Source organism: Reyranella soli, assembly GCF_007992495.1.
GTDB classification, from domain to species: Bacteria; Pseudomonadota; Alphaproteobacteria; order Reyranellales; family Reyranellaceae; genus Reyranella; species Reyranella soli.
In genome coordinates, this window is sequence record NZ_BKAJ01000042.1 from 1 (window position 1) to 22,159 (window position 22,159).

Annotated in this window: 22 protein-coding genes; 9 read left to right on the plus strand and 13 right to left on the minus strand. The window is 66.3% G+C overall.

All coding sequences use genetic code 11. The features are described 5' to 3' along the window. Positions 1 to 386 (minus strand): thioredoxin TrxC (trxC, locus tag RSO01_RS14025; protein ID WP_147149728.1); only part of this gene is annotated, 386 nt, incomplete at its 3' end. A 78-nt stretch (positions 387 to 464) separates the two neighbouring features. Here trxC and RSO01_RS14030 point away from each other — a divergent pair. Together RSO01_RS14030 and RSO01_RS14035 are read left to right on the plus strand one after the other, a co-directional pair. Further along, the gene (locus tag RSO01_RS14030) at positions 465 to 2,030 is read left to right on the plus strand and encodes an AMP-binding protein (protein ID WP_373867902.1); all 1,566 of its coding nucleotides are present in this window, start codon (positions 465 to 467) and stop codon (positions 2,028 to 2,030) included. A gap of 285 nt (positions 2,031 to 2,315) precedes the next feature. Further along, on the plus strand, positions 2,316 to 2,801 hold the full coding sequence (locus RSO01_RS14035; RefSeq protein ID WP_147149730.1) for a hypothetical protein: 486 nt from the start codon (positions 2,316 to 2,318) through the stop codon (positions 2,799 to 2,801). A gap of 10 nt (positions 2,802 to 2,811) precedes the next feature. On the opposite strand, the gene RSO01_RS14040 is transcribed toward RSO01_RS14035, so the two are convergent. The 6 genes from RSO01_RS14040 to RSO01_RS14065 all read right to left on the minus strand — a co-directional run bounded on the left by RSO01_RS14040 (position 2,812) and on the right by RSO01_RS14065 (position 8,074). Then, complete coding sequence (locus tag RSO01_RS14040; protein ID WP_147149731.1) at positions 2,812 to 3,114, minus strand: plasmid stabilization protein; 303 nt, start codon at positions 3,112 to 3,114, stop codon at positions 2,812 to 2,814. 82 nt (positions 3,115 to 3,196) lie between these two features. Next, a complete protein-coding gene (locus RSO01_RS14045; RefSeq protein ID WP_147149732.1) occupies positions 3,197 to 4,399 on the minus strand; it encodes a pyridoxal phosphate-dependent aminotransferase in 1,203 nt (400 codons plus the stop codon). Between the two features lie 8 nt (positions 4,400 to 4,407). Next, entirely contained in the window at positions 4,408 to 5,247 is an 840-nt protein-coding gene (locus RSO01_RS14050; RefSeq protein ID WP_147149733.1) for a DMT family transporter, read from the minus strand. 125 nt (positions 5,248 to 5,372) lie between these two features. Beyond that, entirely contained in the window at positions 5,373 to 6,410 is a 1,038-nt protein-coding gene (locus RSO01_RS14055) for an Ldh family oxidoreductase (protein ID WP_147149734.1), read from the minus strand. Between the two features lie 12 nt (positions 6,411 to 6,422). Then, the gene (locus tag RSO01_RS14060) at positions 6,423 to 7,562 is read right to left on the minus strand and encodes an amidohydrolase family protein (RefSeq protein ID WP_147149735.1); all 1,140 of its coding nucleotides are present in this window, start codon (positions 7,560 to 7,562) and stop codon (positions 6,423 to 6,425) included. A gap of 65 nt (positions 7,563 to 7,627) precedes the next feature. Continuing rightward, a complete protein-coding gene (locus tag RSO01_RS14065) occupies positions 7,628 to 8,074 on the minus strand; it encodes a DUF2231 domain-containing protein (RefSeq protein ID WP_170303048.1) in 447 nt (148 codons plus the stop codon). Between the two features lie 184 nt (positions 8,075 to 8,258). Between RSO01_RS14065 and RSO01_RS14070 the strand changes: the two genes are divergently transcribed. Beyond that, positions 8,259 to 8,711, plus strand: coding sequence for a CHRD domain-containing protein (locus tag RSO01_RS14070; protein WP_170303049.1), 453 nt, complete (start codon positions 8,259 to 8,261; stop codon positions 8,709 to 8,711). 6 nt (positions 8,712 to 8,717) lie between these two features. On the opposite strand, the gene RSO01_RS14075 is transcribed toward RSO01_RS14070, so the two are convergent. Then, a complete protein-coding gene (locus RSO01_RS14075) occupies positions 8,718 to 9,545 on the minus strand; it encodes an amidohydrolase family protein (RefSeq protein WP_170303050.1) in 828 nt (275 codons plus the stop codon). A 56-nt stretch (positions 9,546 to 9,601) separates the two neighbouring features. On the opposite strand from RSO01_RS14075, the gene RSO01_RS14080 reads away from it, so the two are divergent. Further along, positions 9,602 to 10,411, plus strand: coding sequence for a class I SAM-dependent methyltransferase (locus RSO01_RS14080; protein ID WP_147149739.1), 810 nt, complete (start codon positions 9,602 to 9,604; stop codon positions 10,409 to 10,411). A 508-nt stretch (positions 10,412 to 10,919) separates the two neighbouring features. Here the strand turns inward: RSO01_RS14080 and RSO01_RS14085 are convergent. The 5 genes from RSO01_RS14085 to gpt all read right to left on the minus strand — a co-directional run bounded on the left by RSO01_RS14085 (position 10,920) and on the right by gpt (position 16,674). Then, positions 10,920 to 11,948 (minus strand): aldo/keto reductase, encoded by a 1,029-nt coding sequence (locus tag RSO01_RS14085; protein WP_147149740.1) that lies wholly within the window; start codon positions 11,946 to 11,948, stop codon positions 10,920 to 10,922. Between the two features lie 234 nt (positions 11,949 to 12,182). After that, positions 12,183 to 13,067, minus strand: coding sequence for a TauD/TfdA dioxygenase family protein (locus RSO01_RS14090; RefSeq protein WP_147149741.1), 885 nt, complete (start codon positions 13,065 to 13,067; stop codon positions 12,183 to 12,185). 47 nt (positions 13,068 to 13,114) lie between these two features. Further along, positions 13,115 to 15,151 (minus strand): bifunctional aldolase/short-chain dehydrogenase, encoded by a 2,037-nt coding sequence (locus RSO01_RS14095; RefSeq protein ID WP_147149742.1) that lies wholly within the window; start codon positions 15,149 to 15,151, stop codon positions 13,115 to 13,117. 6 nt (positions 15,152 to 15,157) lie between these two features. Next, the gene (locus RSO01_RS14100; protein WP_147149743.1) at positions 15,158 to 16,174 is read right to left on the minus strand and encodes a zinc-dependent alcohol dehydrogenase family protein; all 1,017 of its coding nucleotides are present in this window, start codon (positions 16,172 to 16,174) and stop codon (positions 15,158 to 15,160) included. Continuing rightward, complete coding sequence (gene gpt, locus RSO01_RS14105; protein ID WP_147149744.1) at positions 16,171 to 16,674, minus strand: xanthine phosphoribosyltransferase; 504 nt, start codon at positions 16,672 to 16,674, stop codon at positions 16,171 to 16,173. Before gpt ends, RSO01_RS14100 begins: the two co-directional genes overlap by 4 nt. A gap of 151 nt (positions 16,675 to 16,825) precedes the next feature. On the opposite strand from gpt, the gene RSO01_RS14110 reads away from it, so the two are divergent. The 5 genes from RSO01_RS14110 to RSO01_RS14130 all read left to right on the plus strand — a co-directional run bounded on the left by RSO01_RS14110 (position 16,826) and on the right by RSO01_RS14130 (position 22,119). After that, positions 16,826 to 17,551, plus strand: a complete 726-nt coding sequence (locus tag RSO01_RS14110) for a TerC family protein (protein WP_147149745.1) — start codon at positions 16,826 to 16,828, stop codon at positions 17,549 to 17,551. Positions 17,552 to 17,556: 5 nt separating this feature from the next. After that, on the plus strand, positions 17,557 to 17,988 hold the full coding sequence (locus RSO01_RS14115; RefSeq protein WP_147149746.1) for a universal stress protein: 432 nt from the start codon (positions 17,557 to 17,559) through the stop codon (positions 17,986 to 17,988). 61 nt (positions 17,989 to 18,049) lie between these two features. Continuing rightward, positions 18,050 to 19,237, plus strand: a complete 1,188-nt coding sequence (locus tag RSO01_RS14120) for a deoxyguanosinetriphosphate triphosphohydrolase (RefSeq protein ID WP_218037335.1) — start codon at positions 18,050 to 18,052, stop codon at positions 19,235 to 19,237. 220 nt (positions 19,238 to 19,457) lie between these two features. Further along, positions 19,458 to 21,200 carry an arginine--tRNA ligase gene (gene argS / locus RSO01_RS14125; RefSeq protein WP_147149747.1) on the plus strand — a complete coding sequence of 581 codons (1,743 nt, stop codon included), beginning with the start codon at positions 19,458 to 19,460 and terminating at the stop codon, positions 21,198 to 21,200. A 160-nt stretch (positions 21,201 to 21,360) separates the two neighbouring features. Next, positions 21,361 to 22,119 (plus strand): SPOR domain-containing protein, encoded by a 759-nt coding sequence (locus tag RSO01_RS14130; RefSeq protein WP_170303051.1) that lies wholly within the window; start codon positions 21,361 to 21,363, stop codon positions 22,117 to 22,119. The last annotated feature ends 40 nt before the right edge of the window (positions 22,120 to 22,159 follow it).

Consider the following 22,159-nt stretch of genomic DNA (forward strand, 5'->3'; position numbering starts at 1 on the left):
GACTGGCGGGCGATCTCCTTGCCGCGGTGGAACAGGATCATCGTCGGAATGCCCTGGATGCCGAAGCGGCCGGCGAGCTGCTGCTCCTCGTCGGTGTTGACCTTGGCGAAGCGCACCTGCGGCTCGAACTGGCCCGCTGCTTTCTCGAACTGCGGCGCCATCGCACGGCAGGGCCCGCACCACGGCGCCCAGAAATCGACCAGCAGGGGAATGTCGCTCTTGGCGGCGTGTGTCTCGAAGCTCTGGGCGTTGAGCGCCACCGGATGCCCCTCGAACAGGGATGCGCCGCAATTCCCGCACTTGCCGCCGCCGGCCGCGAGCTTTTCGCGCGGCGCGCGGTTCAGGGTGTTGCAAGCCGGGCAGGCGACGATCAGGGTTTCACTCATGGCAGGCCCTCGGTGCTGGTCTGTTAAGAATGCAGCAGAAGCGACGGCGTTGCACTGTCGGATCGCGGGAGGAGGAAGATCATGGATCTGATCACGCAGGCGCCGACCGGCACGACCATGCTGCTGCGCGCCCTCGCGCGCTATCCCGATCGTCCGGCCTTCGTGTGGGACGATGGCCGGCTCACCTATCGCGCCACGCTGGACCTGATCGGCCGCTTCCAGGCGGCGATGACGGCGGCCGGCCTCAGGAAGGGAGAGACCGCGGCCTTCCTCAGCGCCAATAGCGCCCACATGTGGTGCGCCGGCGTGGCCGCGGGCGCTCTCGGCCTGATCACGACCTGGCTGCATCCGCTGGGCGCTCTCGCTGATCATCTCGATGTCATCGAGGATGCCGGGGCGACGGCGCTGATCGTCGATCCCGCCACTCACGCGACCCGCGGCGGCGAGCTCGCCGCGCGGGCCGCCAACAGGCTTGGTGCCGTGCTGAGCCTCGGGTCGTCCGACTTCGGCCGCGATCTTCTGCTGGCCGCCGAACAGGTCGGCACGGCCACGCCGGTCGACCTCACCGATGCCGACGACTATGCCGTCATCAGCTACACCGGCGGCACGACGGGCAAGTCCAAGGGCGCGATTCGCCGCCATCGGTCGACGACCGCCATGTCGCTGGCGGTCGCCGCCGACTTCGAGTTGCCCGCTGTGCCGCATTATCTCGCGGCAGCACCCATCACCCATGTCGCCGGCACCAAGGTGACGCCCACGCTGCTCAAGGGCGGGACGGTGCGGCTCCTGAGGGGCTTCGAGCCGGAGAAGTTTCTGGCCACCATCGAGCGCGAGAAGATCAACTGCACGCTGATGGTGCCGACGATGATCTACGTGCTGCTCGACCATCCGCGGCTCGAGCAGACCGACCTGTCGTCGCTGGAGCTGATCCTGTACGGCGCCTCGCCGATGTCGCCGACGCGGCTGGTCGAGGGGCTGGAGCGCATCGGCCCGGTGTTCAGCCAGCTCTATGGCCAGACCGAATGCTATCCGGTGAGCGTGCTGCGCAAGGCCGATCACGACGCTGCGCGTCCCGAGCTGTTCCAGTCCTGCGGCTTTCCCATCGCCTCCTGCACGGTGACCCTGCGCGATGACGACAACAACGAAGTGAAGCAAGGCGAAGCGGGCGAGATCTGCGTGCGCGCGCCGCACGCCATGGAGCAGTACTGGAAGCAGCCCGAGCAGACCGCGGAAACGTTCAAGGGCGGCTGGCTGCATACCGGCGACATCGCCCGCGCCGACGAGCGCGGCTATCTCTACATCGTCGATCGCAAGAAGGACATGATCGTGTCCGGCGGCTTCAACATCTTCCCGCGCGAAGTGGAGGATGTGCTGTCTTCCCATCCCGATGTCGCGATGGCTGCGGTGATCGGCGTGCCGCACGAGAAGTGGGGCGAGGCTGTCGCCGCACTGGTTGTCGTCAAGCCTGGCACGCAACCGGCAGCCGAAGCGTTGATGCAGCATGTGAAGGATCGCAAGGGCAGCACGCACGCGCCGAAGCAGGTCGAGTTCGTCGACAGTCTGCCGCTCACTGCCGTCGGCAAGGTCGACAAGAAGATTCTGCGAGCGAAATATTGGTCGGGACAGTCACGTCAGGTCGGATGATCTCGCGCTGTCCGAGAAAAAGTTGTTAAAAAGATGGACTCGATGACGCAGGCGACAGCGCGTGTGATGTTCTCATTTCAGGGTGTGCGTGGCTTCGTTCAGCACGACAACAGCGCGACCTAACTTACCGCGTCACAAGAATTTATTCTGACTTCTGTGGATTGTTTCAACGATCCTTCATGCGGAAGTTCACCTGACGTTCGCAGTTTGATCGTTTTCCACGTGCTGTGTGAATCTCGACCTTGCAGGGTTTACCTCGTCCCACAAATCGTGGCAGCAAGGGTTGTGACTGCATTTCGCGCCACTATCTCCTGCGCTGGCCTCTTCGTCAGCGCCTTCCTCGTCTCCGCATGCCAGCTCGGAGGAACTCCGCCCAAGACGTCGGGGTTCGAGCCGACGGTCGATCTGCGTCAGAAGGAGATCGACGAACGCAAGGAAGAGATCATCCGCCAGCTCGCTCATTGCGAGAGCGGTGGCTGGGGTCCGTCTGATCGGCCGATCCATGGCGGCCGCGGCGCGTATCTCGGACGCCTGCAGTTCTCGGTGCAGACCGTGATCAGCTATCAGCTCAGGAAAGAGGGCACGCAGCTCTCGCGCCAGGAAGCCGCCGAGCTGGCGCACGACTACGATCGCGCGGCGTCGCTCGCCAAGTACATGATCTTCGACCTCGAAGAGCCGCATCACTGGCCGCTGTGTGCCCGCAAGATCGGCCTGCGCAGCCAGATGTCCGCCATCAAGGAAATGTCGAACCAGGCAATGGCGGCGTGGTGAGCTTGTAAGCTCACGCCGCGCGGCGCTTGCGCGTCGCTGCCGCCTTGCGCGCCGATGCCGAGCGCGCAGCCTTCGGTCGCGACGCCGCGGCGCGTCCACCGATCCGGCCACCCTTGCGCGACGCAGCGTGGCTTTCCTTCTTGCCGCGACCCGAGCCGCTCTTCTTGCCGCCGCCGCTTTCCTTGTTGACGGTCGCCCAGGCGCGCCGCTCGGCTTCCTTGTGCGAGACGCCGCTTGCTTCGTAGCCCTCGGCAATGTGGTCGGCCTTGCGATCCTGCTTGGCCGTATACTTCGACTTGTCACCGTGTGGCATGACGATCCTCCGATGCGAAAGCCCCCGCATCGCACGAACGTCAAGTCGTGTCGGCTGGTTGCGCCCAGCCGCTCGAGGGCGGCTACTTGAGTCCGCCGCAGAACTCCTGGATGCGCTTACAACCCTCGCGCAGGCTCGCCATGTCGGTGGCGTAGGAGATGCGGAAGTAGGGGCTCATGCCGTAGGCCGCGCCCTGCACGGTGGCGACGTGCTTTTCCTCGAGCAGCGCCGTCACGAAATCGGTGTCGTTGGCGATCTTGCGGCCGCCCGGCGTGGTCTTGCCGATGCAGCCCGCCATGTTGGGGAACACGTAGAACGCGCCCTCGGGCTTGTGGCAGGTGAGCCCCTTGGCCTCGCGCAGCATGCCGACGACCTCGTCGCGCCGCTTCTGGTAGTCGGCGGCGCGCTCCTTCAGGAGCTCCTGCGGCCCGTTCAGCGCGGCGGTCGCCGCGGCCTGGCTGATGGTCGAGATGCCTGATCCGATCTGGCCCTGCATGTTCATCATGGCGGCGACCATGGGCTTGGGCCCACCGCAGAAGCCGACGCGCCAGCCGGTCATGGCATAGGCCTTGGAGGCGCCGTTCACCGTGAGCGTGCGCTCCTTCAGCTTGGGCTCGACCTCGGCCACGGTGCAGAAGCCGAAGCCGTCGTAGGTCAGGTGTTCGTAGACGTCGTCCGACATGACGAAGACGTGGGGATGGGCGAGCAGGACGTCAGCGATCTCGCGCATCTCGGCGCGCGAGCACACCGCACCCGTCGGGTTGTTGGGGAAGTTCAGCACCACCCACTTGGTCTTGGGCGTGATCGCAGCCTCGAGGTCGACGGCGCGCAGCTTGAAATGGTTGTTCTCCGGGCACGACACCGACACCGGCTGGGCGCCGGCCAGCGTCGCCTGGTCGGCGTAGGAGATCCAGCCGGGCGCCGGGATGATCACCTCGTCGCCCGGGTTCACGCTCGCCTGCAGGGCGTCGTACATGATCTGCTTGCTGCCGTTCGAGACCATGATCTCGTCGAGCGCATAGTCGAGATTGTTGTCGCGCTTGAACTTGCGCTGGATCGCCTCCTTCAGGGGCTTCACGCCATCCTGCGGCGGATACTTGGTGTCGCCGGCAAGCGCTGCCTTGTAGGCCGCCTCGATGGCGTGCGTCGGCGTCGGGAAGTCGGGCTCGCCCGAGGAGAGGCCGACGATCTTCACGCCCTGGGCGCGCAGCTCGCGCACCTTGCGGGTCATGGCGGCGGAGGCGGATATCTTGACGTTGCGCAGGCGCTCGGCGACTTCGAACATGGTCTTCTTCAACCCTTCTTCCGTATCGTGAGCGCGATGCCGCCCAGGATCGCCGCCGAGGCCAGGAGCAGCCGCGCGGTGATCGGCTCCGCGAGTAGCACTGCCCCGCCGATGGCCGCAATGGCCGGGACGCTGAGCTGGATTGTGGCGGCGGAGGTTGCGCTGAGCGCCGGCAGGGCCGCGTACCACAGCACGTAGCCCAGGCCCGAGGTCAGCGCGCCCGAGACCACGGCGTAGGCGAGGCCCGTATAATCGACGGTTTCACGGCCATAGGCCGTCAGGATCAGCGCTGCTGCAAAGGGCACCGTGCGCAGGAAGTTGCCGCCGGTCGCCGCGATCGGCTCGCCGGCGCCTCTTCCGAGCAGCGAATAGACGCCCCAGGCCGCCCCGGCGCCCAGCATCAGCGCGGCGGCATGTGGCGGCGGCGCGGCGAGCCCCGGCAATAGCAGGACGACCAGGCCGCCCACCGCGATCACCAGCCCCAGGAGCCGCCAACCGGCGATGCGTTCGCCCCGCCACAGGCCCCAGGCCATCATGGTGAGCTGGACGGCGCCGAACAGAAGCAGCGCGCCCGTCGCCGCCGTGAGGTCGCGATAGGCGAAGGAGAAGAAGACGGCATAGGCGAACAGCATCACCGCCATCGGCCAACTCCCGCCGCTCGACGGCCGCACGCCGCGCATCCGCAGCAGGATGATCAGCATGAGGGCGCCCGAGGCGAGCCGGATGGCGGTGAAGCTTGCTGCGTCGATCTCCGTCTCGCGCAAGGCCGCGCGGCAGAGCAGCGAGTTGCTGGCGAAGGCCAGCATCGCGAAGACGACGAGAAGCGGAATGCGCAGGCTCGAGTTCATGATCTTCCGGACCGCCGGCCTCCGGCCGGCTCATGATTACTTATCGTCCAAAACCGATCCGGTCCAAACAGACCCAAGCGGCCCTGGTTAGGCTGCCAGCCTCGATGGCCCTGCGCTGAGCGATCTTAAAAAGGAGGAGCGACGCCTGTCGCGTGACTGACTTTCACGAGGTCCGCGATCGTGTCCGCCGGGAGCATCACGCCGTCACGACGATTCATCGCCTCATTCCGTGCCTCGATCTCGCCCGGATAGAAGATCTCGTCGTGACCCTGCGCCAGCGGCACGGATTTCATCTTCTCCATGCGGGCGTTGAAATCGGCCAACGGCTGGAACTTCTCGATGTCGAGCACGATCATCATCTGGCCGGCGCCGCTCTTGTGCTCAGTCTGGTAGGGGCCGAACACGCCACTGCCGAAGGCGCTGCCAGTCAGCACGCCCGACAGCATGTCCATCATGGCCGCGATCGCGTAGCCCTTGTGGCCGGCCATCGGCAGGATGATGCCGTCGATGGCGGCCGACGCGTCGGTCGTCGGCGCGCCCTCGGCGTCGATCGCCCAACCTTCCGGGATCGGCAGGCCCCTCTGCTTGGCGAGGTAGATCTTGCCGCGCGCCACGCCGGTGTTGGCGATATCGAGCACCATGGGCGCATACGAGCCGGCGGGCGCCGCCCACGACCACGGATTAGTGCCGACCGTCTTCTTGCGGCCTCCCCACGGCGCCATGGCAGGGCTGGCGTTGGTCGACAGAAAGGCGACGCAGCCTTCGCGCGCAGCGGCGAGCGTGTAGTAGAGCGCCGTGCCGAAATGATTGGAGTTGCGCAGGGCAACGGCGCCGATGCCGTGTGCCTTGGCGCGTCGCACGGCATCGCGCATCGCGTGCAGGGTCAGCACCTGGCCCATGGCGTCGTCGCCGTCGATTACGGCCACAGCGCCGGCATCGACGACGAATCTGGGCGCGGCCACTGCCGTGCATACGCCGGCCTTCAGCCGTGCCAGGTACCAGGAGAGCCGCATCACCCCGTGCGACTGGTGACCCCACAGGTCGGCTTGCACCAGAGTGTCGGCGACGGTCCGTGCGTCGGCGGGCGGCATGCCAGCCGAGGCATAGACGGCAGTCGCGAAGTCGAGCAGGTCGCCAGGTACGATGCGTCTATCGGCGGCCATCTGCCCGCAATGTCAGTTGCTCAGCCGATAGAGCTTCATCGCATTGTGGCGTGTGATCTTGCGGCGGGCCTCGGCGCTGACGCCCGAAAGCTCGCGGGTCAAGAACTCCTGCGAATCCGGCCAGATGCCGTCGGGGTGCGGGTAGTCGGAGCCCCACATCACGTTGTCCTCGCCGAGGAGGTCGAGCAGGCGGATGCCGACCGGATCGGTCTGGTAGGTCGCATAGCACTGCCGATGCCAGTATTCGCTGGGCTTCATCTTGAGATCGAGGTCCTTGAACTGGTCCTCCCACTCGAGATCCATGTGCTGTAGCACGTAGGGGATCCAGCCCAGGCCCGCTTCGCCGATCACGATCTTGAGGTTGGGAAAGCGTTCGAGCGCGCCGCTGAAGACCAGCGACATCAACATGTAGCCCATGTGCATCTGGAAACTGGTGATGTGCGTGGCCTGCACGCGGCGCACGACATACTGCGGCATCTTCGAGTAATCAGGCGAGCGCCCGCCGATGGTGTGGAAGTGCACGGGGATGCCGGTCTCGTGCGCGCACTGCCACAGCGGCTCCCAGAACGGATCCCACAGCGGCGTCATGTCGGGCCGGTTGGCGACGTCGAAGCCGCGCACGCCGCGCTTGGCGCAGCGCATCGCCTCGGCCACGGAGTCTTCCATGTTGTAGTTCGGGATGTTGGCCAGCCCGATCAGGCGGTCGGGCGCAGCCCTGCAGAAATCGTGGAGCCAGTCGTTGTAGATGCGCAGCATCTCCAGCGCCGCTTCCGGATCGTTCAGCCGGCCGCTCGAGCCCAGCACGCCGTACAGGATCTCGGCCTGCACGCCATCGCGGTCCTGGTCCTTCAGGCGCATCTCCGGTTCGGTGAGGCGTCGGATGCCTTTCTTGCCGTCGTCGTAGAGGCCCGTCGAGGCCATGCGGTCGGATCGATGGATGACGCCCGGCACGTATTCGCGGCCGGCCGAGCCCATGCCGTTCACCAGGCCGAACTTGGCGCCCTTGGCACTGACCCACTCCGGTCCCTTCGGCCCCTCGACGACGTGGGGCATGCGGTCCTTGAAGGCCGCCGAAGCGTTCCTGGTGAAAAGATCGGGAGGCAGCCAGATCAGGTCGACATGGCCGTCGGCGGAGATGACGTCGTAATGCATGGGCGCGATCCTCCGCCGAGGATCATCCTCCCGTCGGACGCGCCGTGCCAGTCCCCTCGATTTGCTTAGCGATACATCCTCGCCCAGTTCTGCCAGGGCGTCGCCAGCAGCACGATGCTGGCGGCCAGCGACAGGACCAGGCCCGTGGGCGTGATGGCGTCGGCGCCGACCGATTGGCGCAGGTAGAGATTGTAGACTTCGAGCGCCATCACCAGCGCGCTGCCGGCGGCATACATCCGGAGATCGGGCAGGGTGCGGAACTGCCGCTCGCCCAGAAGGTCGATCAGGGCGACGACGGTGGCCAGCACGGCCATCACCAGCCCGGCGATCAGCAGCCATTCGGTGATGTCGGCGAACTTCGGCACGCTGTGGCGCACGAAGACGCTGGCCTGGGTGTAGACCAGGTCGGCGGCGCAGGCGGTGAAGAAGTAGCCGACGGCGAAGGGACGAAGCAGGGGATGCAGGGCGCGCCCGGCGATCTGGGCCGTGATACGAGGCTTTCCGGACGTCATGCGGCTCCCAACGGGTGGTGGACGGGGTCGTTGCTCATGGCGGGCGGTCATGTAGCAAACTGGACGCCATGCGGCGTGCGACAGTCGGTCCGACTGCAACTAGAGCGCCGTCGCCGGAACTGACACAATGGCTAGGGGAGATCGGCCGGTTTTGCTGCGTATGACGACAAAAAGGGGGCTTCACATGACGGCCGTTGTTCGCGCGACCCTGGTTCTGGCGCTGTCGCTCATGGCGTCGTGCTCGTTCTATCTCGGCGAGCCGCGCGTGCCCAAGACCGACCTGCGCGCCTCGCTCGCCGGCGCCTACGAGGTGCCGCCGACGACCAGCCAGGGCAGCGGCTACTTCGAGGCCGTTTACCGGCCCTCGACCAAGGTGCTGGAGTATCGCCTGAACCTGCAGGGGCTGAGCGGCCCCATCACCATGGGCTACCTGCAGGGACCTGCGGCGCCCGGCGAGATCGGCCCGCAGGTCGCGCCCATCAACATCCCGATCTACGACTACATGATCCGGGACGGCGTCACGCTCACCGAGGAGCAGGCGGCGCAGGTGCTGGCCGGGCAATGGTACGTCAACGTCATGACCTTGCAGTATCCCGGTGGCGAGATCCGCGGACAAATCCTGCCGCTCAAGAAGTGACGGCGATCAGTCGAACGCGTAGTTCCAGCCGATCCACTTGGCGAGACCGCGGCCCATTACCTTCTCGAGGTCCTGGCCCTTCAGCCACGGCAGCTCCTCGGTGAACATGGTCACGCATTGGCGGTAGCTGCAGGGCATGCGGGTGATGTCGGTGCCCCAGAAGAAACGGTCGGGCCCGTAGGCATCGAAGATGCGGTGCAGGCCGTCGTGCAAGTTCTTGAAGGGGTAGAGCTGCGTCGAGTAGCCCGGCGCTCCGGTCGCCTTGACGGCGACGTTCGGCAGCTTCGCCAGCGAGCAGAGCTCGTCGAGATTGCCGAAGGCCGCTGCGTCCTTCTCCAGGCGAAGCAGGCCGCAATGGTCGATGATCAGTTTCAGCCGCGGATGCGCCTCGGCGATCTTCCTGAACGGCTTCAGGAAGAGGCCGGCCATGGTGGCGACGGGAATGCCTTCCTTTTCGGCAGCGGGCCAAACCCAGTCGAGCTTGCCCTCGTGCAGCGCCTTCTGCTGGTCGGGATAGAGGAGGGCCCAGCGCAGGCCCATCATGCCGGGCTGGTTGCGCCAGCCGACGATGCGCTTGCGGCTCTCCGGGTCCTCGAGCTCGAACTGGCCCATCACGGCGAAGCGGTCAGGGTATTTCTTCGCCGCCGCCAGGGCGAGCTGGTTGGAGGTCGGATCCCAGCTGTAGGGCGGATGGATCAGCGCGGCGTCGACTCCGGCCTCGTCCATCTCCTTCAACGCCTCCTCGGCGGTGAATTTCTCGACCTTGCGATGGAGCCCGCTGGGCGGTGTCACGGTCTGTGACCAGATGTGGATCTGGGCGTCGATGATCTTCATGGCATTCCTCCGGTGCGTGATACTATCAGGCATCCGGGCCGCCAATGGAGCCGTCGATGGTTGAGACGACCGACAAAGTGTTCGCCGGATCGATCCCCGAAATTTACGACCGCTTCATGGTCCCGCTGATCTTCGAGCCCTACGCCGTCGATCTCGCTGAGCGAGTCGCCGCCTTGGCGCCGAACGACGTGCTGGAGACCGCGGCGGGAACGGGCGTGCTGACGCGCGCCCTTGGCGAACGGCTGCCAGCATCGACGCACGTCGTCGCCACCGACCTCAACCAGGCGATGCTCGACCAGGCGGCGAAGCGGCAGCCAACCCGCGCTGTCGAGTGGAAGCAGGCCGATGCGCTCGGCCTGCCGTTCGCCGACCGCAGCTTCGACGCCGTCGCCTGCCAGTTCGGCGCGATGTTCTTTCCCGACAAGGTGCAGGGCTACAGGGAGGCGCGCCGGGTCCTAAGACCGGGCGGACGCTTCCTGTTCAACGTGTGGGACAAGATCGCCGACAACGAATTCGCCGACGTCGTTACGCAGACGCTGGCGGAGATGTTCCCCGCCGATCCGCCGCGCTTCATGGCGCGCACGCCGCATGGTCATCATGACGTCGAGCGCATCCGGCGGGATCTCGCGGCGGCGGGCTTCTCGGACGTCTCCATCGACGCAGTCGATGCGCGCAGCCGGGCGCCTTCGGCGCGTCACGTCGCCATTGCCTACTGCCAGGGCACGCCGCTGCGAAACGAGATCGAGGCGCGCGGTGCCACGCGCCTCGAGGAGGCCACCGACCGCGCCGCCGCGGCGGTGGCGCAACGCTTCGGGACGGCGGCCGTCGATGGCCGCATCCGCGCGATCGTGATCAGCGCGTCCTAGTGGCCCTGTCGGCGTTGACAGCATTGCTGGCAGCTGGGCCGGCGACACAAGGCGTGGCGTTATTGCGCGTCAGCCCTCTCTACGGCGCGCAAAAACTCGCGAAAACGAAATTGAGAAAGACAACCAAAGTTATTGACTGGTCTGTACTTTGGTTATATAGATGCTTCGTTGCACTGCTTGCCGGTGCTCCCGCTCTATGCGTCGTTTATCCGATCGTGTGCCAGACGGCTTCTGCCCGGGAGCTGATCATCCCGTCCGACTGCGTTCGGTCGGACGGGAGCAATGATCTTCCGTAAGGGGTGCCGTCAGCGGAGGGCCTGCAGAAAATGCATTAAATGCAGAAAATCCAAAAGCGGCGTGAATTCAATGGCTTGGCGGACAGCGGCCGACCTGCAAAAAAATGCATAAAATGCAGAAATTCGCGAGCGAGGCGACTGCAGGGCATGTACCCCTCCGGCAATGACGAGAGGCGCCTGCGTGCGCTGTCTCACCCAAGGGGTGCAGTCCACTAGTTCGGTGTCGGCGCGTTGGCGTCGATCAGCTTCTCGCGCTTGAGCTCGCTCCACAGCTCGGTCGGAATCTTGACCGACAGCCGGGCGATGTTCTGCTTCACCTCGGCGCTGGAGAGGGCGCCCGGGATCACCGAGCAGAGCGCGGGATGGAACAGCGGGAACTGCATGGCGGCGGCGCCCAGCTCGACGCCGTGGCGCTGGCAGACGGCCTCGATCTTCTGCGCCTTCTCGATCAGATTCGCGGGTGCCGCTACGTAATCGTGCGTGGCGCCGGGCTTCACGCCGCCGGTCAGGATGCCGGAGTTGTACGGTCCGCCCAGGATGACCGAGACGCTGCGCTTGACGCACTCGGGCAGGAATTCCTCGAGCCCGCCCTGCTCCAGCAGCGTATAGCGGCCGGCCAGCAGCATGCAGTCGAAGTCGCCGGCCTTGATGAAGCGCAGGCTGGTGTCCGACTCGTTGATGCCGACGCCGATCGCGCCGATGACTCCGGCCTTGCGCAGTTCGTCGAGCGCCTTGAAGCCCGAATCCATCACCGTCTTGAAGCGCTCGTCGAGGAGCTTGCGGTCCTTGATGGTCCAGAAGTCGACGTCGTGGATCAGCGCGATGTCGATCTTGGCGAGCCCCAGCCGCAGGTGTGAATGCTCGAGCGAGCGCATGACGCCGTCATAGGTGTAGTCGAATACCGGCGCGAAGCCCGGCAGGCCGTTCTCGCGGAAGTCGGCGGACTTCTTCTCGCCCGGCTTCATGGCATGCAGGATGCGGCCGACCTTGGTCGACAGCACGAAGTCCTCGCGCGGCCTGTTGCGCAACGCCGCGCCCATGCGCAGCTCGCTGCGGCCGTACCCATAAAACGGAGACGTGTCGAAGTAGCGCACGCCGCCTTCGTAGGCGGCGTCGCTCAGCGCCACCGCCTCGGCGTCGGAGATGGTGGCGCGGAAGCCCCCCATCGGCGCGCCGCCCAGGCCCAGCGTCGTGACTTCGAGCTTGGTCTTGCCGACGCGACGCTTGGGCAGGGTGGTCATGGTGTTTCCTCGGACAACGGATGGTTTGCGGTCGACACTATCGACATCGCCCGCATCGTGCGCCAGCATTTCCGTTCGCGATGGTGCCGTAAGCGAAGCCGGCTCCGTCTTCGTCTTCCGGACCGCGGGCCTCCAGGCCCGCTCATCTCATGCTCTTCCGGACCGCGCGCGTCCCGCGCGCGGTCCGGAAGACGAAGACCTTGAGCGGGCCTGGAGGCCCGCGGTCCGATGATCTCAGGCCGCTTCCTGCGCTGCCGTCGGCCCGTCACTGCGCGTGGTCGTGCGGCGCATGTCGCGTACGATGTTGAGATCGTCAAAGCGGCGCACGCGATGCATGGTGGCTCGGTTGTCCCATATCACCAGGTCGTGCTGCGTCCAGCGGTGCGCGTAGACGAACTGCGGCTGGGTGGCATGCTCGATCAGGTCGCGGATGAAGGCCATCGCTTCGGGCTGCGGCCAGTCGACGATGGTGCCGATATGGGCCGACAGGAACAGCGATTTGCGGCCCGAGCCGGGATGCGTGCGCACCAGCCGGTGGCGCACCGGCCGCATCGCCACGCGCTCGTCGGGCAGGAACTCGGTGAAGCCAAGCTGGCCGCGCGAATAGATCAGCGAGTGCTCGCAGATCAGGTCCTCGATCTCGGCCTTGGTCGCCGCATCGTGCGCGTCGTAGGCCGCGCGCATGTCGGCGAACTCGGTGTTGCCGCCTGCGGTCGTGACGATGCGCCCGCTCAGGATCGAATACTTGGCCGGCACGACGCGGAACGAGGCATCGGAATGCCACAGCCGGTTGCCCAGCGACGCCATGCGCCGCTTGTTGTCACGCGCGAGCTTCTCGCCCGACTTGTCGAGGTTGGAGACGTCGGCGAAGGCGGGTGCCAGCCGCAGCTCCGAATTGCGCACCGTCGAGTTGGCGCCCTCTTCGAGCCGCCCGAAATTGCGCGTGAAGGCAAGCTGCTGCTCGTCGGTGATGTCCTGGCCCGGCAGCACCAGCACGGCGTAACGGTTCATGCCCTCGTCGATCGCCTCGACCTCGGCCGGGGTGAGGGGACGACGCGTATCGATGCCCGTAAGGCGGGCGCCGATGTGGGAGGTGAGTGGCGTGATCTCGATCGGCATGGGCCGATCTTAGACCCGTCGTGCTCGCTGCGAGAGGTGCGTATTCCTCAACGCAGCGCTGCCGCGATGTTGCCGCCGTCGACCGTGACCACCGCGCCCGTCGTCTTCGTCGCCTTGGCCAGCGAAACGAAGGCCTGCGCCACGTCGGCTGCGGTGACTTCCAGGCCCAGGAGGTTGCCGCCCATGTAGTCGGCCTCGGTCAGGCCGCGCTTCTTGGAGCGCTCGGCGATCATCTGGTCGGTCAGCAGGCCCGAACGGATGCGGTCGGCATTGACCGCGTTGGAGCGGATGCCGTCGCCGCCATGGTCGAGGGCGTACTGCCGGCTGAGGAACAGCGTTGCGGCCTTGGGCAGTCCGTAGGGGCCGAAGTCGGGACCCGGGTTCACCGCCTGCTTGGAAGCATTGAACAGCAGGCAGCCGCCCAGGTCCTGCGTACGCATGATGCGCACGGCGTTCTGCGCCACGCTCTGGTGCGCCCAGAAGTTCAGCTCGAAGCTGTCGCGCAAGGTCTTGTCTGAAACGTCGCCGATGCGGCCCTGCCAGGCGGCGCCGGCGTTGGAGACGACGATGTCGACACCGCCGTAGGTCGCCGCGACCTTGTCGAAGGCGGCGCGCACCTCGGCGGCGTTGGTGACGTCGCAGGCGATGGCCATGCCCTTGACCTTGGAAACGTCCCGGTCGACCACGACGACTTCGGCGCCTTCCTTGGCGAAGGCCGCGGCCGTCGCCGCACCGATGCCCGAGGCGCCGCCGGTCACCACGGCGATGCGCCGCGCCAGCGGCTTCTCGACCGCCGCGCCGAGCTTGGCCTGCTCGAGCGACCAGTACTCGATGTCGAAGATGTCAGGCTCGGGGATGCACTCGTAGATGCCGAGCCGCTCGGCGTCGGCCACCACCTCGACCGTGGTCTCGGCGAGGTCGGCCGCGATCTTGGCATCCTTCGAGGTGTTGCCGATGCCGAACAGGCCAAGCCCCGGCACCAGCACGACGCGCGGCATGGGATCGAGCTCTGTCTTGCTCGGCATCTGCCGCACGTTGTGGCGCTGGAAGTAGGCGTGATAGTCGGCGACGAACGTGTCGAGCGCGGCCTTGGCGCCCGCCTTGAAGGCGTCGAGCTTGCCGGCTTCCGGCGCCGGCACGACCAGCGGCACGCCCTTGGTGCGGATCGCATGATCGGGCGTCACCGGACCCTGCTGGCTGTAGCGCGCGATCTCCTTGCCGCCGACGAAGGCCAGGATGCCGGGGTTGGTGCGGAACTCGAACACGAAGCGCTGTGCCGCCTCGCGGCCGCCGTCCTTGGCGGGCAGGGAGATCAAGCCGCGCAGGATCGGTGCCACATCGGCCGCGCTCGCGATCGTCCCGGGCAGCGATGCGCCGGCGAAGATCTTGCGCGTCTCCTTGGCCAGCCGCTTCTCCGCCAGCGTCACCAGGTCGATCATGCGCACATAGGCTTCTTCCGCCGTGGCGCCCATCGAGAAGATGCCGTGCTTCAGCAGGATCAGCCCTTCGACGTCGGGATTCTTCCGCGCGATTTCGTTGGTTTTCTTGGCGAGGGCAAAGCCCGGCATGACGTAGGGCACCATCGCCGCTCGCTTGCCGTAGACGTCGGCCGCCAGCGCCTCGCCGTCGGGCTGGTCGGTCAGCGCCAGCACGGCGTTGGAATGCGTGTGGTCGATGAACTTGTGCGGCAGGAAGGCGTGCAACAGCGTCTCGACCGACGGGTTGGGCGACTTACTGTCCAAAAGGTTGCAGCGCTGGACGTTGACCATGTCCTCGTCCGACAGCGCCTGCAGCCCGACCAGCTCGCGCAACGGTTCGAGACGCACCGCCGGCAGGCCGGGCGCTTCGATCGTGCCCATGTCCCAACCGCTGCCTTTTACGCACAGCACGTCGACCGGCGCGCCGGTGATATCCGCGATCTTGGTCTTCACCGAGGTATTGCCGCCGCCATGCAGCACCAGTCGTGGCTCGCTGCCCAGCAAGCGTGTCGTGTAGACGCGCAACGCCAGGTCCTCGCCGATCCCCTTGGCGGCATGCTGGGCGATCGCGGCCTTGGCGTCGCTGTCGGACCAGAGGTTTTGCATTGGCTCCTACCCGTGTGAAATCACGATCTTGCCGAAGTGGTTCTGGCTCTTCATGTGCCGATAGGCGTCCTTTGCCTCAGCGAAAGGAAACACCTTGTCGATGACAGGTTTTAGACCGTCCGCCTCGATGGCGCGGTTCATGGCCTCGAACATCTGCCTGTTGCCGACATAGAGGCCCTGGACGCGGAGGTTGCGCCGCAGGATCGGCATCGGGTCGACCTGCGCGCCGGCACCCGTCAGCAGGCCGATCACGGCGATGCGCCCGGCGATCCGCGTCGCCATGAAGGATCGCGGCAGGGTGCCCGCGCCGCCGACCTCGACCGTGATGTCGACGCCGCGGCCGCCGGTCAGCTGCATGACCTCCTGGTCCCAGTCGGGCATGGCGCGATAGTCGATCACCGCTTGCGCGCCCATCTTCTTCGCCCGCTCGGCCTTGGCTTTGGATCCCGAGGTCGCGATCACGCGCGCGCCGAACATCCGCGCGAACTGCAGCGCGAAGATCGAGACGCCGCCCGAGCCCAGCACCAGCACGGTGTCACCCGCCTTGATCTCGCCGATCTCGACCAGCGCATGCCAGGCCGTGACGCCAGCGCACGGCAGCGTGGCGCCTTCCTCGAAGCTGAGATGGTCGGGCAGGCGGACCACGCCGTCCTCTTCCAGCACGGCAAGCTCGGTCAGCATGCCGTCGATGGCGCCGCCCATCGCCGAGGCCTGGGCGACCTCGTCGATGGCGCCACCCACCCACTTCTGCATGAAGCAGCCCGCTACCCGGTCGCCGGCCTTGATCCGCGTAACGCCTGATCCGACCGCCACGACCTCGCCTGCGCCGTCCGATAACGGCACCAGGTCGGGCTTCGGTGCGGCCCGCGCCGAGCTGCCTTCCACGGTGATCAGGTCGCGATAGTTGAGCGACGTCGCCCGCACCCGCACCAGCACCTGGCGAGGACCCGGCGTGGGATCCGGGCGTTCGGCCAGCGTCAGCGAATCGATGCCTTTGGGCGAGGGGATGATCCAGCTTTTCATTGCTGGCTACCTTTCAGCTCTATGATCGTCTTGGCCATCACCGCCTCCTGGTCCCACGGGAAAAGGATCCAGGTGTCCTGGCTCACCTCTGTAATATAGCTGTCGACCGTCGGCCGACCGGCGGGCTTGGCATAGACCGTAGCGAAATGGGCCTTGGGCAGGAGCGCCCGCACGGCCCGCGCGGTGACCCCGGTATCGACCAGGTCGTCGACGATCAGCCAACCCTCGCCCTTGTCGTTCTCGGCCGAGGTGCCCTTCAAGAGCTCGACCTTGGCGCCGCGCTCCATGCGGTCGTAGGTCGAGCAGCAGACGGTGTCGATCAGTCGCAGGTTCAGCTCACGAGCGATGATGGCGGCCGGCACCAGCCCTCCACGGGTGATGGCCACCAGCCCCTTGAACGGCCCGAGATCGGCCAGCCGCCAGGCAAGTGCCCGGGCATCGCGGTGCAGTTCCGTCCATGAGACGGGGAACATCTTGTTGTAGCCCGCGCTGCTCGCCATGCGATTTCGTCTCCGGCCCTGTCCGGTTTGGCTTGCTCCCCGGAAGACGCTGAACTAACACCTTCGACCGGCGCAATGAAGATCGGTCAGTGGGGGCGCAGGACCAGTCGCCGGACCGTGCGGGAAATAACAGGGACGGAGTCTGCGGGACATGGGATTCGAACTAACGGCCCACTTCTGGAGCGGCCTGGCTCAGATCATCCTGGTCAATATCATACTCTCGGGCGACAACGCCCTGGTCATCGCGCTGGCCTGCCGCAACCTCGACAAGCGTCATCAGAAGCCGGCCATCCTGATCGGCAGCGCCGGCGCCATCATCCTGCGTATCATCTTCGTGCTGATCGTCGATCAGCTCCTGAAGATCGGCTACCTGAAGCTGATCGGCGGGCTCCTGCTGCTGTGGATCGGCGTCAAGCTGGTGCAGGGCGAGGAAGAGCACGGCGACGGCGTCAAAGGGGCGGGCTCGCTGTGGGGCGCCATCCGCACCATCATCATCGCCGATGCGGTGATGAGCCTGGACAACGCCATTGCCATCGCCGCTGCCGCGCACGGCGACGTCACCCTGATCGTGCTCGGCCTGCTGATCAGCATCCCGCTGATCATCTTCGGCGCCACCCTGATCATGCTGCTGCTCAACCGCTTCCCGATCATCGTCATCGCTGGCGGCGGCCTGCTGGGCTACATCGCGGGCGAGGTTCTGGCGACCGATCCCGCTTACATGGAGTGGCTCGCAGCCAGAATCCCCAATCACAAGATGTGGTTCGAGATCGGCGGCGCGGTCATCACGGTGGCGCTCGGCTACTGGCTGCAGCGACGGGCCAAGGCGAAGAGGCACGCCGAACCGGTCGATCTCGCGGCCGAAGGGCGGAAGGAGTAGCGGACATGGCGAAGATGAAGGCCATTCTCGTCGCCGTCGACGGCTCGGGCACCTCCGATCGCGCCGTGCGCCATGCCTGCGACCTGCTCGATGCCGGCCTCGCCGCCGAGCTGCACCTGCTCAACGTGCAGCCCAACCTGGGCGGCGCCATCGCCACCTTCGTGTCCAAGGACCAGATCGACGCCCATCACCGCGAGGAGGGCCAGAAGGGCCTGGCCACGGCGAGCGAGATCGCCAAGAAGGCCGGCGTCGCGGCCAAGGTCCATATCGGTGTCGGCCGTCAGGGCGAGATCGTGAGCGACTACGTCGACAAGCTGGGCGCAGGCCTGGTCGTGCTCGGCACGCGCGGCCATACCGGCCTTGCCGGCGTGCTGCTGGGCTCGGTGGCCCAGGACGTGATCGCCCACGTCAAAGTGCCTGTTACATTGGTGAAATAGCCTCGGTTGTTGGCGGCCTCGCGAAGGCGTAAAACCGCGCCGCACGCTTTCAGGAGGTCGAGTGGCGGAGCAGTTGTGGCGACGCGAGGCCCTGGCGCCGTACGCCACCCTGCCGTGGCAGAGCCGCGGCCGCCTGCATGCCGAGAGCGAGGACCCCAGCCGCAGCCCGTTCCAGCGCGATCGCGACCGCATCATCCATTCGACGGCGTTCCGCCGGCTCAAGCACAAGACCCAGGTCTTCGTCTATCACGAGGGCGATCACTACCGGACGCGGCTGACCCATTCGCTGGAAGTGGCGCAGATCGCGCGCACCATCTGCCGCACGCTGCATCTCGACGAGGATCTCGGCGAGGCCGTGGCGCTCGCCCACGATCTCGGCCACACGCCGTTCGGCCATGCCGGCGAGGAGGCGCTGCACGCGGCGATGAAACCGTTCGGCGGCTTCGACCACAATGCCCAGACCCTCCGCATCCTCACCAAGCTTGAGGAGCGCTACGCCGAGTTCAACGGACTCAACCTCACCTGGGAGACTCTGGAAGGCGCGGTCAAGCACAACGGGCCGCTGCTCAAGGATGGGCGCACGCTCGAGGATCTGCCGGCTGCCATCGTCGAATACTGCCAGGACCACGACCTCGAGCTCGAAGGCCATGCCGGCCCCGAGGCGCAGGTCGCGGCACTGAGCGACGACATCGCCTACAACAACCACGACATTGACGACGGCCTGCGCGCCGGCCTGTTCGGCGTCGCCGACCTCTTAGACTTGCCGCTGGTCGGCGAGATGTTCGCGCTGGTGTCGAAGAAGTATCCCGGGCTGGGCGAGAGCCGCCTGGTCCACGAGGCGGTGCGCCGCGTGATCAACGCCATGGTCGAGGACGTGATGGCCGAGACAAGGCGTCGGCTGGCCGACGCGAAGCCCAAGTCGGTCGTCGACATCCGGGCGCTCGGCCGGCCGGTCGTCGCTTTCTCCGAGCGCATGGTCGAGACCGACCGCGTCGTGAAGAAGTTCTTGTACGGCCGCATGTACGAGCACTGGCATCTCAACCGCTCGCACTCCAAGGCGCGACGTGTCGTGATGGACCTGTTCGGCCTGCTGTGCGCCGAGCCCAACTGCCTGCCGCCGCCCTGGCGCGAGCGCGCCGAGGCCGCTGAACGCGCAGCCCGCGCCCGCATCGTCGCCGACTACATCGCCGGCATGACCGACCGCTATGCCCTGGACGAGCACCGGCGGCTCTTCGATTTGTACAATTGACCACCGCCCTCATTCTCCTCCCCCGTCATACGGGGGAGGGTAGGGAGGGGGGAAAGCCCCACACGCGGTCTCTAAAATTTCGACGTCATGATCTCACCCCGGCCGACAGCTTGACTGTCGCCTTCCCCCTCCCGGCCTCCCCCGTGTGACGGCGGAGGTGAAGAGAAGGGCGGAGCGGGCGGGATGACAAACGTTGCCATTTCAGCAATACCCCCGCCCCATGAACCCGTACCGCCATTTCATCGGCGAGATCGAGGCCGCTCTGCGCGCCATGCAGGCGGCCGGCGAATTGCCGTCGGAGCTCGATTTTTCCGCCATCACGGCCGAGCCGCCGCGCGATGCCGCGCATGGCGACATCGCCACCAACGCCGCCATGGTGTTGGCAAAGGCCGCCAGGAAGAAGCCGCGCGACATCGCCGAGCCGCTGCTGGCGCGCCTCAAGGCCAACGCCGACGTGGTCGATGGCGCGGTCGCGGGACCGGGCTTCATCAACCTCAAGATCGCCGACTCCTTCTGGCGCGATCGGCTGCGCGACTGCCTCAAGGCGGGCATCGCCTATGGCGATTCGCAGATGGGGCAGGGCGCCAAGGTCAATGTCGAGTACGTGTCGGCCAATCCGACGGGCCCGTTGCACGTCGCTCACGCGCGCGGCGCGGTGGTGGGCGATGCGCTCGCCAACCTGCTCGCCAAGGCAGGCTACGCCGTCACCAAGGAGTACTACATCAACGACGCCGGCGCACAGGTCGACAAGCTCGGGCAGTCGACCTTCCTGCGCTACAAGGAGGCGCTGGGCGATGTGATCGGCGACATCCCCGAAGGCCTCTATCCCGGCGAGTACCTGAAGGAAGTGGGCGCGGCGATCGCCAAGCGCGACGGCGCACGCTGGATCGACAAGCCGCAGTCGGACTGGCTGCCGGTCATGCGCGACTTCGCCATCGACATGCTGATGGCCGAGATCAAGACCGACCTCGACACGCTTGGCGTGCGCATGGACGTCTATACCTCCGAACGCGCCATCGTCGATTCCGGAGCCGTCGACCGCGCCTTCCAGGAGCTGAGCCGGCAAGGGCTGATCTACACCGGTCGACTCGATCCGCCCAAGGGCCAGAAGCCCGACGACTGGGAGGATCGCGAGCAGACGCTCTTCCGGTCGACGAAGTTCGGCGATGACGTGGACCGGCCTCTGAAGAAATCCGACGGAAGCTGGACCTACTTCGCCAACGACATCGCCTATCACTTCGACAAGTTCCGCCGCGGCTTTGCCGACATGATCGACGTCTGGGGCGCCGACCATGGCGGCTACGTCAAGCGCCAGAAGTCGGCAGTGGCCGCCATCACCGAGGGCAAGGGCGAGCTCGACGTCAAGCTCTGCCAGCTCGTGCGCGTGATGAAGAACGGCGAGATGGTCCGCATGTCCAAGCGCGCTGGTACATTTGTTACATTGCGCGATCTGCTCGACGAGGTCGGACCAGATGTCGTGCGTTTCACGATGCTGACACGCAAGAACGACGCGTCATTCGACTTCGATGTAGCAAAGGCCACAGAACAGTCACGCGATAATCCGGTTTGGTACGTCCAGTATGGGCATGCACGGACTCGCTCCGTGTTGCGGCAGGCAGCCGCCGCCGGCGTCGCGATCGATGGACTGGACAGCGCTCCATTAGATCGTCTGGGCGACGCCGGCGAGCTGGCCCTCATCCGCCTGATCGCCCAGTGGCCGCGCCAGGTCGATGCCGCCGCCACCGCCCATGAACCCCACCGGATTGCTTTCTATCTCTATGAACTGGCCGCCGCCTTCCATGCCCATTGGACGCGCGGCCGTGAGGAGCCCGGCTTGCGTTTCGTGGTCGAGGGTGACGCCGAGCTCACACGGGCGAGACTGGCGTTGGTACAGGGAATCGGATTTGTGATAGGATCGGGATTGAAGGTCTTCGGCGTAACACCCGTCGAAGAGATGAGATAAGGAAAAAATGCACATCCGCCGGTCCCCCTCCGGCGACGGTCCAACCATCTACCGGCCGAGCGAGTCGGTAGCTTCCGTACGGCTCGATCCGCCGGCCAGGCCCGTCGCGCACGAACCCGATTCCATCCCGCCGCCACCGCGCGATTCTCTGCTAATGCGCGTGAACCGACGGCGTGGCCAGATCCTCACCGTCATGGTCTCGATCGCCGCCATCGCGAGCTTCGGCTCGGTCGTGTGGTGGGCGCACAACCAGGATGTGAAGGCAGGCGGCCGGGGGCTGGAGCCCCTGGTCGTGCAGGCTCCGGCGACGCCGTCGCGGATCAAGCCCGAGAATGCCGGCGGACTCACCGTCCCGAACCAGGACAAGGAAGTCTTCAACCGCCTGCAGCCCAACACCGTGCCGGCCCAGCCCGAGAAGCTGCTGCCCGGTCCGACCAATCCCAAGCTGCCGGCGGGCGGAATCCTGCCCGCGCCGGCCGCTCCCAAGCCGCCCGATGCCGAGGTCGCCGGCAAAACCCCGACGCCGCTTCAGGCCGCGACGCCGGCCTCGGTGACGCCGGGCAGCGGCGCCCCTGCGCCTGCGCCGGCGGTGACCGAGACCAAACCCGCCGCGACCGAGAGCGGGCCCAGCATTGCCAGCCTGATCGACAACATGTCGGGTCCGGTCGGCGGCTGGCGCGTGCAGGTCGCGTCCGTCAAGAACGAGGACGTCGCCAAGTCGACCTGGGCGCGCCTGCAGAGCGCCCATGGCGACGTGATGGCCAACCTGCGCATGCAGGCCGTGCGCGTCGATCTCGGCGACAAGGGCGTGTGGTACCGGGTCCAGGGCGGCCCGCTCGACGAGAAGCAGGCGCAGAACGTCTGCAGCACGCTCAAGACCCGCAAAGCCGACTGCGTGCTGATCCCGCCGGCGCGTTGATCATGCTTTTCCGGACCGCGCGCATCCTGCGCGCTCATGA